Annotated in this window: 14 protein-coding genes and 1 tRNA gene; 7 read left to right on the top strand and 8 right to left on the bottom strand. The window is 67.3% G+C overall.

The genetic code is table 11. The annotated features are described in order from the left end of the window. Positions 1 to 170: type VI secretion system tube protein TssD (tssD, locus tag FHW81_RS30480; RefSeq protein WP_003115670.1), on the bottom strand; the 170-nt coding region annotated here is incomplete at its 3' end. Between the two features lie 1,254 nt (positions 171 to 1,424). Beyond that, a tRNA-Arg gene (locus FHW81_RS30475) sits at positions 1,425 to 1,501 on the bottom strand. A 628-nt stretch (positions 1,502 to 2,129) separates the two neighbouring features. Here FHW81_RS30475 and gabD point away from each other — a divergent pair. The 3 genes from gabD (at position 2,130) to FHW81_RS30460 (ending at position 6,631) form a co-directional block, all read left to right on the top strand. Next, positions 2,130 to 3,581 (top strand): NADP-dependent succinate-semialdehyde dehydrogenase, encoded by a 1,452-nt coding sequence (gene gabD, locus FHW81_RS30470; protein WP_003106269.1) that lies wholly within the window; start codon positions 2,130 to 2,132, stop codon positions 3,579 to 3,581. Between the two features lie 244 nt (positions 3,582 to 3,825). Beyond that, positions 3,826 to 5,106: a 4-aminobutyrate--2-oxoglutarate transaminase gene (gabT, locus tag FHW81_RS30465; RefSeq protein ID WP_003106268.1), complete on the top strand. Its 1,281-nt coding sequence runs from the start codon at positions 3,826 to 3,828 to the stop codon at positions 5,104 to 5,106. Positions 5,107 to 5,431: 325 nt separating this feature from the next. Further along, on the top strand, positions 5,432 to 6,631 hold the full coding sequence (locus FHW81_RS30460; protein ID WP_023091462.1) for an HDOD domain-containing protein: 1,200 nt from the start codon (positions 5,432 to 5,434) through the stop codon (positions 6,629 to 6,631). Positions 6,632 to 6,801: 170 nt separating this feature from the next. Here the strand turns inward: FHW81_RS30460 and FHW81_RS30455 are convergent, their stop codons facing one another. Further along, positions 6,802 to 8,223, bottom strand: coding sequence for a PLP-dependent aminotransferase family protein (locus FHW81_RS30455; RefSeq protein WP_003106262.1), 1,422 nt, complete (start codon positions 8,221 to 8,223; stop codon positions 6,802 to 6,804). 126 nt (positions 8,224 to 8,349) lie between these two features. Between FHW81_RS30455 and FHW81_RS30450 the strand changes: the two genes are divergently transcribed. Genes FHW81_RS30450 through FHW81_RS30440 form a run of 3 tightly spaced genes read left to right on the top strand, consistent with a single transcriptional unit; the run spans position 8,350 to position 9,524 of the window. Beyond that, entirely contained in the window at positions 8,350 to 8,787 is a 438-nt protein-coding gene (locus tag FHW81_RS30450) for a carboxymuconolactone decarboxylase family protein (protein WP_080911316.1), read from the top strand. A gap of 11 nt (positions 8,788 to 8,798) precedes the next feature. Beyond that, positions 8,799 to 9,206, top strand: a complete 408-nt coding sequence (locus tag FHW81_RS30445; RefSeq protein ID WP_003118713.1) for a cupin domain-containing protein — start codon at positions 8,799 to 8,801, stop codon at positions 9,204 to 9,206. A 33-nt stretch (positions 9,207 to 9,239) separates the two neighbouring features. Next, positions 9,240 to 9,524: an antibiotic biosynthesis monooxygenase family protein gene (locus FHW81_RS30440; protein WP_003106257.1), complete on the top strand. Its 285-nt coding sequence runs from the start codon at positions 9,240 to 9,242 to the stop codon at positions 9,522 to 9,524. Here FHW81_RS30440 and FHW81_RS30435 read toward each other — a convergent pair. From FHW81_RS30435 to FHW81_RS30420, 4 genes are all read right to left on the bottom strand, one after another. After that, the gene (locus FHW81_RS30435; protein WP_003106255.1) at positions 9,521 to 10,453 is read right to left on the bottom strand and encodes a LysR family transcriptional regulator; all 933 of its coding nucleotides are present in this window, start codon (positions 10,451 to 10,453) and stop codon (positions 9,521 to 9,523) included. The genes FHW81_RS30440 and FHW81_RS30435 overlap by 4 nt on opposite strands. A 49-nt stretch (positions 10,454 to 10,502) precedes the next feature. Continuing rightward, complete coding sequence (locus FHW81_RS30430; protein WP_080911317.1) at positions 10,503 to 11,717, bottom strand: CynX/NimT family MFS transporter; 1,215 nt, start codon at positions 11,715 to 11,717, stop codon at positions 10,503 to 10,505. A gap of 162 nt (positions 11,718 to 11,879) precedes the next feature. Further along, on the bottom strand, positions 11,880 to 12,650 hold the full coding sequence (locus FHW81_RS30425) for a hypothetical protein (protein WP_080911318.1): 771 nt from the start codon (positions 12,648 to 12,650) through the stop codon (positions 11,880 to 11,882). Between the two features lie 108 nt (positions 12,651 to 12,758). Beyond that, a complete protein-coding gene (locus FHW81_RS30420) occupies positions 12,759 to 13,445 on the bottom strand; it encodes a Crp/Fnr family transcriptional regulator (protein WP_003107720.1) in 687 nt (228 codons plus the stop codon). 75 nt (positions 13,446 to 13,520) lie between these two features. On the opposite strand from FHW81_RS30420, the gene FHW81_RS30415 reads away from it, so the two are divergent. Next, a complete protein-coding gene (locus FHW81_RS30415) occupies positions 13,521 to 14,036 on the top strand; it encodes a DUF962 domain-containing protein (RefSeq protein WP_003107722.1) in 516 nt (171 codons plus the stop codon). Between the two features lie 39 nt (positions 14,037 to 14,075). On the opposite strand, the gene FHW81_RS30410 is transcribed toward FHW81_RS30415, so the two are convergent. Further along, positions 14,076 to 14,834 (bottom strand): M48 family metallopeptidase, encoded by a 759-nt coding sequence (locus FHW81_RS30410; RefSeq protein ID WP_003084230.1) that lies wholly within the window; start codon positions 14,832 to 14,834, stop codon positions 14,076 to 14,078. Between the last annotated feature and the right edge of the window lie 153 nt (positions 14,835 to 14,987).

The raw sequence follows: 14,987 nt of genomic DNA, 5'->3' as shown, positions 1-14,987 counted from the left end.
CCGGACTGCGGGTCGCGCGGGATGATCACTTCGTGGTTGAAGCCCTGGACCATCACCTGGTCCTCGTGGCCTTCCTGGTAGGTGTTGCCGACCGAGTCCTCGGTGAAGGCGCCGGCGGTGATCAGGCCCTGCTTGGTGCCGGTGATGGACATGTAGGCGGGGGTTGCCATGGATACGTTCCTTGTCGTTGAAAGTGCCCAGGCGATATGCCGGGGGCATCGGTGCTAGACAAGAACCGTGCCACTAGTCTTGAAAACTCTTTTCCATCAAGGCGTTATTGGGGGAAGCCAAAAATTCGCTGGCGATTCTCATGGGAAGAACACTGAAAATTGCGCAACTTTTTGCACACCGCTTGCAAAAAGTTGCGCATTCTCTCGGAGCCCTTTGGGTGTTTGTTCCCTAGCGTTCTATCCACAGCTTTATCCACCAAAAAGTTGCACAATGGCTTTTGGATTGTGAGGCTGAATGGTCGGAGTATTTTCTGCCTCTGCCCCTATCCAAACAACGCTTCAGCACGCGTAGTCTGATTGTCCAAACGTTCACCAAGCCCAGCCGGTACAAGCTCACCTTTCCACCGTATGCGTGACCTCTCCCTCAGCCGGTATTCCCCCAATGGGGGCGAACCGCCGTTCAAATGCGGGTGGCCGGCTTGAAGTCGGATAGTCTGACCTCAAAACCGGCAAATCGCCGGTTTTGGATCTCCTGCATTGCAGACAAAGGCTCGCTGCGTTCAAGCGCAAATACGGGAATATCCCGCATTTGAAAACCCGGCTTCAAAAGTACGCAAAACGTCCTTTTGACTGCGGACGAAATTCGTCGTCAGTCGGTGTTTTGTGCGTCCGAATTTCGGACGCACAAAATCCCCCAGATTCGGGGTATTACGAGAGTCTCGTAAAACTCTCACTCCAGCCACCGGCTGAAGCCGCCACTACAAAATATTCGTAGTGAACATGCCCTGATTTTTCAGGAGATGATCGCGCGACCGTGGCCGCAATTTTGTGGAGACGGCGACCCCGCTGAGTTACGGCCTCGGGCATTAACGTTGGAGCAACGTTGGCTAACGGTGGACTAACGTTGATCGCGTTACCGGGAAGGGGCGCATTTCAAGTGCGCCCCTTGGCGCGACCAGCGATGGCTCCGAACTGAGCCATGGGCTAACGCGGCGCTATCTCACAACCACCAATGGGGGAAGTGAGGAAATCCCACCTTGCCTGACCAATCGCCAGGGGATCGAACTTACCGGGAGCGACGCAGGCCACCCGGTTGCCCTGCTGGAAATGACGACAGACATTTGAGCTGGCCGGCATAAAAAAGCCCCGCCTGAGCGATTCAGGACGGGGCTTTCCTTTAGGCTTACTGCACCCACCATGCACCCATGAGAGGTGGCTTGTGGCTAATGACTTTTGGTAAGCGCTTGATCTGTATGGCGCATCCGGCGGGATTCGAACCCACGACCCCTGCCTTCGGAGGGCAGTACTCTATCCAGCTGAGCTACGGATGCAACGCCGCGGCTCGCGCGGCAGGCCGCAATCATACGCATCTCGTCGGCGGGAGTCCATTCCATGTGCGTACGTTCGTGATTTCGAACGAAAACGACCGTCCGTCGAGGATGTGCTCAGAAAAGCAGCAGAATTTTCCGACTTTCGTTGATTTTATCGAACGGGTATTGCCCTTTGTCAGTGGTGGCCCTAGGATTCGTTTGAGATTTCAAACGCCCCCAAAGCCACAACAACAGGAGACCGGGGAATTGGCATCAGTTCAGCCGGCCGCGTGCCCCTGGAATGACCTCTTTCTGACCTGCCCGTCGCTCGTCCGGCCTTTCGCGCTGCCGGGCCGCCGTGGTGCCGGCGTGGCGTTTCGTCCGCGATCCCTTTTCCGCACGAGCCTTTCGTATCCTCCCCGACGCCTGCCGGCGGTCGCGTTCGTCCGCGTCCGCCCGTTGCGCATGGTGGCCGGCCGGTAACGGCGACGCCGCTGGCACAGGGCGCAGGAAATGGAACACCGGGGCGCTGGCCCTTTCGAATAACCAGCAGGCAACACTTTCCGGTTACAACCGAACCAGACAACCAGGCACGCGGGGTAGTCGAGGTAGACCCGCTGCTCACGGCATTCCTCGAAGGAGACAGGTCATGCAACTCAAAGATGCCAAGCTGTTCCGTCAACAAGCCTACGTCGATGGCGCCTGGGTGGATGCCGACAACGGCCAGACCATCAAGGTGAACAACCCGGCCACCGGCGAGATCATCGGCAGCGTGCCGAAGATGGGCGCCGCCGAGACCCGCCGCGCCATCGAGGCTGCCGACAAGGCCCTGCCGGCCTGGCGTGCGCTGACCGCCAAGGAGCGCGCCAACAAGCTGCGCCGCTGGTTCGACCTGATGATCGAGAACCAGGACGACCTGGCCCGCCTGATGACCATCGAGCAGGGCAAGCCGCTGGCCGAGGCCAAGGGCGAGATCGCCTACGCCGCCTCCTTCCTCGAATGGTTCGGCGAAGAAGCCAAGCGCATCTACGGCGACACCATTCCCGGCCACCAGCCGGACAAGCGCATCATCGTGATCAAGCAGCCGATCGGCGTGACCGCGGCCATCACGCCGTGGAACTTCCCCTCGGCGATGATCACCCGCAAGGCCGGCCCGGCCCTGGCCGCCGGCTGCACCATGGTGCTCAAGCCTGCTTCGCAGACCCCGTATTCCGCCCTGGCCCTGGCCGAACTGGCAGAGCGCGCCGGCATTCCGAAGGGCGTGTTCAGCGTGGTCACCGGTAGCGCCGGCGAAGTCGGCGGCGAGCTGACCAGCAACCCGATCGTGCGCAAGCTGACCTTCACCGGTTCCACCGAAATCGGCCGCCAACTGATGGCCGAGTGCGCCCAGGACATCAAGAAGGTGTCCCTGGAGCTGGGCGGCAACGCGCCGTTCATCGTGTTCGACGACGCCGACCTGGACGCCGCCGTCGAGGGCGCGCTGATTTCCAAGTACCGCAATAACGGCCAGACCTGCGTCTGCGCCAACCGCCTGTACGTGCAGGACGGCGTGTACGACGCCTTCGTCGACAAGCTGAAGGCCGCCGTGGCCAAGCTGAACATCGGCAACGGCCTGGAAGCCGGCGTGACCACCGGTCCGCTGATCGACGCCAAGGCCGTGGCCAAGGTCGAGGAACACATCGCCGACGCGGTCTCCAAGGGCGCCAAGGTGGTTTCCGGCGGCAAGCCGCACGCCCTCGGCGGCACCTTCTTCGAGCCGACCATCCTGGTCGACGTGCCGAAGAACGCCCTGGTGTCCAAGGACGAGACCTTCGGCCCGCTGGCGCCGGTGTTCCGCTTCAAGGACGAGGCCGAGGTCATCGCCATGTCCAACGACACCGAGTTCGGCCTGGCGTCCTACTTCTACGCCCGCGACCTGGCCCGCGTGTTCCGCGTCGCCGAGCAACTGGAGTACGGCATGGTCGGCATCAACACCGGCCTGATCTCCAACGAAGTGGCGCCGTTCGGCGGCATCAAGGCCTCGGGCCTGGGCCGCGAAGGTTCCAAGTACGGGATCGAGGACTACCTCGAGATCAAGTACCTCTGCCTGGGCGGTATCTGAGCCCGGCGAGGAACGCATCCGGAGGGGCCGGACGGCAGGCAAGAGCTGCGCCGTCCGGTGTCGACGTTGCCGGTGGTGGCACCGGACGAACCGGGAGACGCGGTCGCCGATCGCGAAGCGGCTCCGAGCCCTGGCGGGCCTGCAAGTCCCGAGGCAGTCGATCATCGCATGCTGCCTTGGGGAGCTTCCTTCCCGCCTTCATCCTTTGACCCGGCCGACCCGATGAGCGGCCACTGAGGAAGCCATGAGCAAGACCAACGAATCCCTGCTGAAGCGTCGCCAGGCCGCGGTACCCCGCGGCGTGGGCCAGATCCACCCGGTCGTCGCCGAGCGCGCCGAGAACTCCACCGTCTGGGACGTGGAAGGCCGCGAGTACATCGACTTCGCCGGCGGCATCGCCGTGCTGAACACCGGCCACCTGCATCCGAAGGTGATCGCCGCGGTCCAGGAGCAACTGGGCAAGCTGTCCCACACCTGCTTCCAGGTGCTGGCCTACGAACCCTACATCGAGCTGGCCGAGGAAATCGCCAAGCGCGTGCCGGGCGACTTCCCGAAGAAGACCCTGCTGGTCACCTCCGGCTCCGAAGCCGTGGAGAACGCCGTCAAGATCGCCCGCGCCGCCACCGGCCGCGCTGGCGTGATCGCCTTCACCGGCGCGTACCACGGCCGCACCATGATGACCCTGGGCCTGACCGGCAAGGTGGTCCCGTACTCCGCCGGCATGGGCCTGATGCCGGGCGGCATCTTCCGCGCCCTGGCGCCCTGCGAGCTGCACGGCGTGAGCGAGGACGACTCCATCGCCAGCATCGAGCGCATCTTCAAGAACGATGCCCAGCCCCAGGACATCGCCGCGATCATCATCGAGCCGGTGCAGGGCGAGGGTGGCTTCTACGTCAACTCCAAGTCCTTCATGCAGCGCCTGCGCGCCCTGTGCGACCAGCACGGCATCCTGCTGATCGCCGACGAAGTGCAGACCGGCGCCGGCCGTACCGGCACCTTCTTCGCTACCGAGCAACTGGGCATCGTTCCTGACCTGACCACCTTCGCCAAGTCGGTTGGCGGCGGCTTCCCGATCTCCGGCGTGGCCGGCAAGGCCGAGATCATGGACGCCATTGCGCCCGGCGGCCTGGGCGGCACCTATGCCGGCAGCCCGATCGCCTGCGCCGCGGCACTGGCCGTGCTGAAGGTGTTCGAGGAAGAGAAGCTGTTGGAACGTTCGCAAGCCGTCGGCGAGCGCCTCAAGGCCGGCCTGCGCGAGATCCAGGCCAAGCACAAGGTGATCGGCGACGTTCGTGGCCTGGGTTCGATGGTGGCCATCGAGCTGTTCGAGGGCGGCGATACCCACAAGCCGGCCGCCGAGCTGGTCAGCAAGATCGTCGTCCGTGCGCGCGAGAAGGGCCTGATCCTGCTCTCCTGCGGCACCTACTACAACGTCATCCGCTTCCTCATGCCCGTCACCATCCCCGACGCGCAACTGGAGAAGGGCCTGGCCATCCTGGCCGAGTGCTTCGACGAACTCGCTTAAGCTGCACCGGCAAAGCGATACCCCCGAGGCCCGCGCGTCCGCGCGGGCCTTTCTTTCCGAGGCTTCACGGAAACGGAAGCCTCTTTTTTCTGCCAGGGTTTTCCGCGAAACGCCCGACGAACGGTTTTCGCCTGTTACCCTTGGGCGCCTGGCGCATACGAATCCTCCCGCATTCCTCCGGTCGTTCCGTTCGTGGCGATTAGGACAGGTCCTAGAGGCGCGCCGTGTTCGTCCGTCATACCCTTGTGTGCCCGCGGGCCGTGTCGTGCCCGCCTGTCATGCCTGGTGCGTCCCGCTCGGTTCGCCAGGTTCGAAGAGGAACGCCATGAGTGCCGCGAAAAAGGCCCCCGTCATCCTGATTGCCGACCCGGACCCCTGGAGTCGCGACTTGCTTGGCCAACTGGTCCTCGGCGTGCGTTGCGATGCCCGGCTGGTCCTCTGCGGCGATGGCGGAGAAGCGCTGGCGCATTGCCGGCGCCGGCGCTTCGCGTTGATCCTGGCCGAGCTGAACCTGCCGCAGGTGGATGGCTTCGAGCTGCTGCGCGAAGCGCGCCTGCGCCGCTCGGTCGCCGAGCAGCCGTTCATCCTGATCAGCGACCGCGCCGACCAGGCCAGCGTGCGCGCCGCCGTGGCACTGGCGCCGACCGCCTACCTGGTGAAGCCGTTCCAGGCCGAGAACCTGATGCAACGCCTGCGAGGGTTGTTGCTGAAGGGCGACGAAGTGGTCGCCTGTCCGCTGCCGGAGCGGGACGCGGGCGAGAACCTGGAGGCTTTCCTCGAACGCGCGCGCGACTCCGCGGAGGGGGCGCCGTTGCTGGCCGACGTGCGTGCCGCCAGCGATCGTTGCCTGAGCGCCGAGGAGCATCCGCTGCGCGTGTTGGAGGATGAGTTCGGCCGCGATCCGCAGATCACCGCTGGCCTGATCGCCGCCGCCAACAGCGCCGCCCGGCACGTCGGTCCGGCCTGCCAGACCCTGGGCCAGGCCCTGCGGCGGCTGGGACTCGGGCACAGCCTGAACCTGGTGCTCGGTTTCAGTCTGCAGCGGGCCATCCAGCTCGGCGAGCCGCTGCTGGCCGAGCGCGCCATGCACTTCTGGGATCTTTCGCAACGTTGCGCGGACATCGCCTGGGAACTGGCCGACGCCCTCGGCGCGGACGTCGAGCGCTGCTATACCGCAGGGCTGCTGCATCGCCTGGGCGACCTGGCGCTGCTGCGGACATTGCAGGATTGGTGCGATGGCGGCGGCGCGCTGGACGAGGCGCGGCTCGACGAGCTGCTGGGGCGTTTCGGCGCCAGCTTCGGCTCGGCCCTGCGGGCGCGTTGGCGGCTGCCGCTGGAGCTGCGCCGGCTGATCGCTGCGGCGTACCAGTTCGGTGGCGTGCTTTCCCGCGAAGAGCTGATCCTCAGCCTGGCGACCCAGGCCGCCAGCCTGCCCGAGGACGACGCGGAGCAACTGGCCGAGAGCAAGGCTGCCCGCATGCTCGGCATGGACGGCGAACGACTGGCGAAACTGCTGCAGCCCTGAGCCGTCCTCGCTGGGCTTTTGCAAGGGGCGGCGCCTCCCGTAGGGCGGATAACGCGACGCGTCATGCGCCGCTGGGCATGGGACGCGGTTGCAATCGAGCCTCTGGCCGGGGAGATCGGCACCTACCTGCGCGCCGCCGAGTTGCCGGCCGTGGATGGGCGGAAGCGCGCCTAGCGCCGCAGCTCGGCGCGCAACAGGTCCAACGCCGGGTCGATGTCGTCCCGTTCGATGCAGCCGAAGCCGAAGAGGAAGCCGGCCTGTGCCGGGGTTTCCGCGTAGAAGGGCGGCAGGGTGCCGACCTCCAGGCCTTGCTGGCGCAAATGACGGGCGATGCGCAGCACATCCAGCGGTTCGCGACAGCGCGCCGCGAGGTGGATCCCGGCCACCGCCGGCAGCGCTTCGAGCCAGGGGCTCAGGTCGCCGTGCAGGCGTTCCAGCAGGCGCCCGCGACGCTGGGCGTATTCGCGTTGCAGGCGGCGCGTATGGCGGGCGAAGTCGCCGCGCTGGATGAACAGCGCGAGGGCGCGTTGCTGCAAGGTCTCGCTGTGCCGGTCGACCAGCTTGCGCGCCGCCAGCACCGCTTCGCGCAGGCTTGCCGGCGGCAGCAGGTAGCCGAGGCGCAGCTCGGGGAAGAGGGTCTTGGAAAAGGTCCCGAGGTAGGCCACCTGGCCGTTCCGGTCGAGGCTGCGCAGCGACTCCAGCGAACGCCCGTCGAAGCGGTACTCGCTGTCGTAGTCGTCCTCGATGATCAGCGCCCGGTGGCGCTGCGCCCAGTCCAGCAACTGCAGGCGCCGCTCCAGGCTCATCGGCATGCCCAGCGGGAACTGGTGCGACGGGGTGACGTAGACCAGCTTGGCGTTGTCCGGCAGCAGGTCGACGCGCAGCCCCTCGGCGTCCACCGGCACTCCGCGCACCTCGGCGCCGGTGGCCAGCAGGCTGGCGCGGGCCGGCGGATAACCGGGTTCCTCGACCACCGCCAGGTCGCCGGGGTCGAGCATCACCCGGGCCAGCAGGTCGAGTCCCTGCTGGGCGCCCTGGGTGACCATCAGGGCGTTCCAGTCGCACTGCACGGCGCGGTTGATCGCCAGGTAGCGGGAGATCGCCAGGCGCAGCTCGGGGTCGCCTTCGGTTTCCTTGTAGAACGCCGGCGAGCGCTGTTGCAGGCGTAGCGCCTGGAGCACGCAGGTACGCCAGGTATCGAAGGGAAAGCGGCGCTTGTCGGTCGTGCCGCCGGCGAAGCTGTAGCGGAGCGGTGCTCGCTGGTCCATCAGACCGGACTGCGGTTCGATGCGTGCCCAGCGCGCGGCCGGCCGCAACGGACCGTCGGCGCGCTGCGGCGGCGCTTCCCCGGCGGGCCCGCGGGCGACGAAGGTGCCGCTGCCGACCCGGCCTTCGAGGAAGCCCTCGCTGGCGAGGCGCTCGTAGGCTTCGCTGACGGTCTTGCGCGACACTTCCAGGCGTTCGGCGAGGTAGCGCGTGGCTGGCAGGCGATCGCCGGTGGCCAGGCGACCATGGAGGATCGCGTCGCGCAGCTGGCGATAGAGCTGGCCGACCAGGTCGTGGCGGCCGTCGAGGATCAGTTGCAGTTCCATGGCGAAATTGGCTACCTGGTATTTCTGGTAATTGGCTCTTCGTGGAAGCCAAAGGCAGGCTTAGTGTTACCCCATGCCGCGCCGCTTTCCACTCTCGCGGCTGCCAATCAGCCAAGGAGATTCGCCATGACCACCCGCCTCGAATGGGCCAAAGCCTCCCCCGACGCCTATGCCGCCATGCTCGGCCTGGAAAAGGCCCTGGCCAAGGCCGGCCTGGAGCGCCCGTTGATCGAACTGGTCTACCTGCGCACTTCGCAGATCAACGGTTGCGCCTACTGCGTGAACATGCATGCCAACGACGCGCGCAAGGCCGGCGAGACCGAGCAGCGTCTGCAAGCGCTCTGCGTCTGGCGGGAAACCCCCTACTTCACCCCGCGCGAGCGCGCTGCCCTGGCCTGGACCGAGCAACTCGCCCGCCTCAGCCAGGGGGCGTTGCCGCACGGCCTGCTCGACGAACTGCGCGAGCACTTCGACAACAAGGAGATCGCCGAACTGACCCTGGCGGTCTCGGCCATCAACGCCTGGAACCGCTTCGGCGTCGGCATGGGCATGCAACCGGAATGAGGTGGACGGCGATGAAGGCCAATCGATCAATCGCCTGCCTGCTGCTCGCCGCGCTGCCGACGCTGGCCAGCGCCCATGTTGCGGAGAAGGTGGAAACCCTGCACGACCAGGCCCTGGCCGAGATTCCCGGCCATCGTGGGTTGATGCTGACGGTGTCGTTCAAGCCCGGCCAGGTCTCCGCGCCCCATGTGCATCCCGGCTCGGTGTTCGTCTACGTGCTCGAAGGCACCGTGCAGACGCAACTGGAAGGCGGCCCGGTGGAGACCTACACGGTGGGCCAGAGCTGGTACGAGCCGGCGAACGTGCCGCACCTGCTGGCACGCAATCCCGATCCGATGAAGCCGGCCAAGTTGCTGGTCTGGGAGTTGCTCAAGGAGGGCGACCCGATCCTCAAGCCACTGGAGCGCGGCGCCCACTGAGGCGTCGCTCGTTCGCCCGGAGGAGCGTCCGTCATGAGCGCCAGCCAGGTCATCCGTATTCGCGCGCGCAACGGTCAGTCGGAACGGCTTGGCCTGCGCCTGCAACAACTGGTCGAACCGGGGCTGGAGGCGCCGGGTTGCCTGGAGTACCAGGTGCGCAGGGACGCCCTCGAGCCGGATCTCTGGCTGGTGTGCAGCCAGTGGCGGGAAGCGCAGCAGATGTTCGACTACCTGGCCGGCGGCATCCAGCAGGTATTCGCCGAAGTGCTCTGGCGCTCCCTGGCGGCGAGCCTCGAAGTGCAGGATGACGCAGGCTAGAGCAAACCCAGCTCGGCGCAGACGATCAGTACCTGCTCGCGCAGCCAGAGGTTCGCCGGGTCCTGGTCGGCGGCGCGGCTCCATGACAGGTGCAGGGCGAACGGCGGCAGCCCGGGCGGTGCGAGGCAGGCGTGATGGCGGCCATCGTCGAGCAGTGCATGGATACGCCGTGGCAGCATCAGCACGAAGTCGCTGCCCGACAGCAGTTGCAGGGCGGCGACGTAGCTGTTGGCGCGCGCGGCGACCTCGCGGCTGCGGCCCTGGCGTCGCAGCCACGTGTCCACCAGGTTGGCGTTGCTGGCGTCGAGCGGGGTCGGGAAGACGAAGCGGCGCCGGCAGAACTCGTCCAGTTCCAGGCGCTCGTGGCGCGGCTGGGCACGATCCTGTACGCAGAGCAGCTCGTCGCTGAACAGGGCGAGCGCCTGTAGCTCCGGTGCCGGTCGGTGGTACTCGGGACCGAAGTCGAAGACCAGGTCGACCTGGCCGTCGAGCAATGCTTCGGTGGGCAGTTCGGGACCCAGGCGGCGGATGTCCAGGCCGATCCTCGGGCCGTTGGCGGCGAGCCGTCGCAGGAGTGCCGGAAGGATCAGCAGCTCGACGTATTCCGGCGCGCAGAGGGTAAAGGTCCGCGGCTCGCCACGCGGGTCGAAGCTGCCCTGGGCGGCGTGACAGGCGTTGATGCGGGCGAGCATTTCCTCCACGTGGGGCAGCATGGCGCGACTCTTGTGGGTCGGCTGCATGCCGCCGCGGGTGGCGATGAACAGCTCGTCGTCGAAGGCCTGGCGCAGCTTCTTCAGGCAGTAGCTGACCGTCGACGGACTGAGGTTCAGGTGTTCGGCGACCTCGACGAGGTTCTGTCGTTGGTGGACCTGTAGGAAGACCAGCAGGTCCTGCATGTCGACCTTGCGCAGGCCGTTGGCGATCAGCATCGGGGCGTCCTGACGGCGTCGGGAGCGCCATCAGAACCCGTCCCTTTCCTCAGCGCAAGCTTTCGGCGCCGACGCCTCGCGCCTGCCGCTCGGCGAACAGTGCCGCATAGCGCCGCGGGTCGAAGCGCAGGCCCAGTCCCAGCAGCAGCGCCGCCACCGTGGCCAGCCCGAGCCAGGCGCCGGTGAAGCTGCCGAGGCTGTCGCGCAGCAGCCCGGCGATCCATGGCGAGACCCCGGCGATCAGGTAGCCGGCGCCTTGTACCAGGGCAGCCAGTTGACCGGCGCGTTGCGGCGCGTCGAAGTGGTCGAGGCAGACGATCAAGCCCATGGGGAACAGCCCGCCGATGCCCAGTCCGAGACACAGCGCCCAGAGCAGCGGCAGGCTGGCCGGCGCCCAGGCGAGGCCGAGGAAGCCGGCCAGCATCAGCGCCGTTAGCCCGACCAGCACCGGGCGGCGATCCCGCGAGCGGCTGGCCAGGGCCGGCGCGAGCAACCCGGAGAGCACCTCCATGGCCGTCAGGAAACCGAGCAGCAGCCCGGATTCCTGGGCGCTCCAGCCCTGCTCCAGGTAATAGGGCGCGAGCCAGGCCAGCACGCAGGTGTAGCAGGCCGTGCCGAGGCCGAAGAACAGGACCAGCAGCCAGGTCCGTGGATAGCGCAGGAGGCTCCTGCCCGGCTGCGCGTCGGGCAGGAGCAGGCGGGTGCCGGGTTGCAGCCACCAGGCCAGCAGCGCGAGCGCGGCGAGCGCCGCCCAGGCACCGAGGCCGAGCCGCCAGCCGGCGTGCTCCGCCAGGGTCGGCGCGGCGCTGGCGGACAGCGCCGCGCCAGCCATGATGGCGGTGACGTAGAGCCCCATGCAGAGCGGCGTGCGCGCGCCGAAACGGGCCTTGATCAGGGCCGGCATCAGCGCCTGGATCAGGGCGATGCCGAGACCGGCGAGCATGGCGCTGCCGAGCAGGTCGGGCAGGCCTCGGCTGCCCAGGCGCAGGGCGCTGGCGGCGCCGATCAGCAGCAGGGCGAGGGCCACCGAACGCCACTCGCCGACGCGGCGGGCGATGCCCAGGCCGAAGAACATGCCGAGGCCGAGGGTCAGCACCGGCAGGGCGGTCAGCAGCGAGACGTCGCCGAAGCTGAGCGCGATCTCGCCGCGCATGGCGTTCAGCAGTGGGCCGACGGCGGCCATGGAGGGCCGCAGGTTGAGGCCGACCAGGACGATGGCGGCCATCAGCCAGAGGGTGCGGCCGGGTGGGTTGGCAGTGGGCATGGCGATCTCCTTTCGGGAGCACCATTGCGCCTGCGCCAGGGCGTGGCGGCAAATCAAAATCCGCAGGGCGGATTCGAAAAAATGCGCTGGCCAGGGAGTCGGGGCGGACGCTGGCGCAACGTTGCGAGTCGCGAGGTTATCCGCCCCGTGCGGCGCGTGGCCTCACTCCGCACTCAAGCGCATCAGGCTTTCGCTCAGGGCACGCGCGTGGCGGTCGACGATGATCGGCGCCCAGGGCCTGCCGGAAGCGCTGACCAGCGCGCTGCTCTTGCTGTTCAGGTCGCGCAGGGCCTGGCTCAGGTACTCCCAGCGGTTTTCCAGTTTCTTCAGTCCCGCCGGGTTGGCGCTTTGCGCCACCAGCAGGGCGATGCGCCGGTCGATCAGCGGGACCAGCACGCTCTCGTCCTGGCCGAGATAGTCCCGGGGCTGCTCGCGGGCAGTCTCCAGCCCGCCCAGGTAGGCGCGCGCCAGGTATTGCAGGGACAGGTACTCGACCCGCACCGGCAACTGCCAGAGCGGCAGGGGCTGGCCTGGCGGGGGCGGTGGCACCTGGCGTTCCACCAGGTTGAGGAAGTCACGCAGGGCGCGGCTCAGTTGCTGCGGGTAGCGCCAGGGCAGGTCCTCTTCGCGGGGGCCGTAGGCCGCGCCTTCACGGATGTGCGCCACCAGCGTCTTTTCGTCTTGCCGCAGGAGCACCCCCTCGGGGGCGGCGGCGAGCGCGCGGTCGAGGCTGGCGAGGTCCTTCTCCAGTTGCGCCGCGTGCTGTTCCTGGAAACCCTCGCCGCGCAGCAACAACAGGCTGCCCACCGCGCGACAGGCCTGGACCTGCAGTTGTTGCAGGGCGCGTTGCTGGTCGTCGAGGGCGGCGCGCGCCGGCAGCACCAGCAGCAGGCAGTAAAGACAGAGGACAGCGGGAAGCGCGGGACGGAGCATGGGGAGATCCTGTTGTTGTCGTTATGGATATCCGCACCGAGGGCAGGTGCCCTGCACACGGTAGCCGGCCATGGCGCGCCTGCAAGCGTTCGAAAGTGTGATTCGCGCTCAGCCGTGGGTGGCCGCGCGCAGGCCGGCGAGGTCGAGAATCTCGATGCCGCCGTAGCTGAGCTGGAGGATGCCCTGGGCTTCGAGGTCCTTGAGGATCTGGTTGGTGGTCTGCCGCGACAGCGACAGCATCAATGCCAACTGCTCCTGCGGCAGGTGCAGGACCTGCCGGCTGCGGCTGTTGTCGTAGCCCTCGGCGAGCATCAGCAGGCGCCGCGCCAGGCGTTGTGCGGCCGGCAGCAGGGCCATCTCTTCCAGGGCGATGAATGCCAGGCGCAGCTTGTGGCTCATCAGCAGGGCCACGTCGCGCCAGTAGTGCGGCTCGCGGCGAAGCAGTTCGAGCAGCGCCGCCTGCGGCACCTGGAGTAGCTGGGTGTGGCCTTCGGCGTAGGCGTCGTGGGTGCGCGCCTGGCCGTCGAACAGGGCGATCTCGCCGAACCAGTGCGGCGCTTCCACCAGGATCAGCAGCGCCTCCTTGCCGTTCTCGCTGACCGCGCTGATACGGATCGCGCCCTCGACCACGCAGTACAGTCCGCAGGGCGCGTCGCCGCGGGCGAACAGGCGCTGGCCCGGCGGCAACTGGCGCGGTTGGGCGAGTGCCAGCAGGTGCGTCTGCAAGGCCTCCGGCAAACCCTGGAACCAGCGGCCGGCCTGGAGTTGCGAACGGTAGTCGGTACGCTCGTTCATGTTTGTCGTCTAGCTGACAGAGTGGAAAACCGGGGCGGCGCGATGATGCGAGAACCCTGGCGTGAGACCACAACAATGAAAACCCTAGTCGATCACCTTGCGCAATACGCCGCCTACCACCGCGACCGGCGCAACATCTTCAGCCATTTCATCGGCATTCCGATGATCGTCCTCTCCATCGCCGTGTTGCTGGCGCGGCCGGCGCTGGGGTTCGGCCTGTCTCCGGCGCTGCTGCTGGCGCTCGCCGCGGCGCTGTTCTACCTGCGCCTGGACCTGCGCTTCGGCGTGGCCATGACGGCGCTGCTGGCGCTGACGGTGTGGGGCGCTGCGCAATTGGCGGCGGGGACTACCGCGGCCTGGCTGGGCTGGGGCGTCGGCCTGTTCGTGGTCGGCTGGATCATCCAGTTCGTCGGTCATTACTACGAAGGGCGCAAGCCGGCCTTCGTCGACGATCTCAGCGGGTTGATCGTCGGTCCGCTCTTCGTGCTGGCGGAACTGGCCTTTCTGCTGGGGCTGCGCGGCGACGTGCAGCGCGAGGTCGAGGAGCGCGCCGGCCCGACCTGCATTCGCGAGCACAAGCGGGCGGCGTGAGGCGGTCTCCCGCGAGCGCGGGAGACCGGGGTGGGAGCGTTACTTGCGATCCGCAGCGATGCGCTGGCGGATGTGATCGGCGCGGGCCTGGGAGCCCGGGTGCGAATCGAACATGCTGCTGTCGCCGCCGCCCAGCTTGGCCAGCTTCTCGAAGGCGGTGACCAGGCCCTGGGTGTTCACTCCGCGCTTCTTCAGTAGCTCGTAGGAGAAATCGTCGGCGTCGGATTCCTGGGACTGGGAGAACTGCGCGTTGACCAGCGATTCGGTGAGTTCGCCCAGCTGGGAGCCGGACAGGGCGGCCAGCGCGCCGCTCTTCGAGGCGCCGGCGGCGCCGCGCACCGCGGCGGCCGCGTAGGCGGTCTGGGCGGCCTTGCGGGTGTGGCCGAGGGCGACGTGGCCCATCTCGTGGCCGAGCACGCCTTCGATCTCGTTGTCGCTCATCAGCTCCATCAGCCCGCTGTAGACGCGGATGCAGCCGTTGGCCATGGCCCAGGCGTTGACCTCCTCGGTGAGGTAGACCTTGTAGTTCACCGGCACGCCGTCGATCTGGTCGCCCAGGGCCTTGGCGATCTTGTCCAGGCGCTGGCCGTACTTGCTGTTGGCCGGGGCGATGCGGTTTTGCTGGTCGGACTCGGCGCAGGCCTGGTCGGCGACCTGGCGGACCTCGGCGTCGCTCAGGGTTGCAGCCTTCACCGCCATCATGCCGTGCTGCATGAGGTCCCCCTGGGGCAGGTTCTGGCAGCCGGCCAGGGTGGCGCAGGCGAGGGCCAGGGCGGAAAGGGAAAGACGGGTCTTCATCGTGTGCTCCTTGCGATAGGTGGCGTTCCGTGCCGGACGGGCGTGTTCCGCCCGGTGCCGCGCGCCCGGTGGGGGTCGCGCGGCGGCGGATGATAGCGACTTGTGCCGTTCGTCGGAAGTCCCGCGAAGGCCGCAGGCCCGCCCTGGCGGGTG

This window comes from Pseudomonas sp. RC10-4-2, assembly GCF_050433085.1.
GTDB lineage: Bacteria > Pseudomonadota > Gammaproteobacteria > Pseudomonadales > Pseudomonadaceae > Pseudomonas > Pseudomonas aeruginosa.
This window is presented reverse-complemented; position numbering and strand designations above follow the sequence as displayed.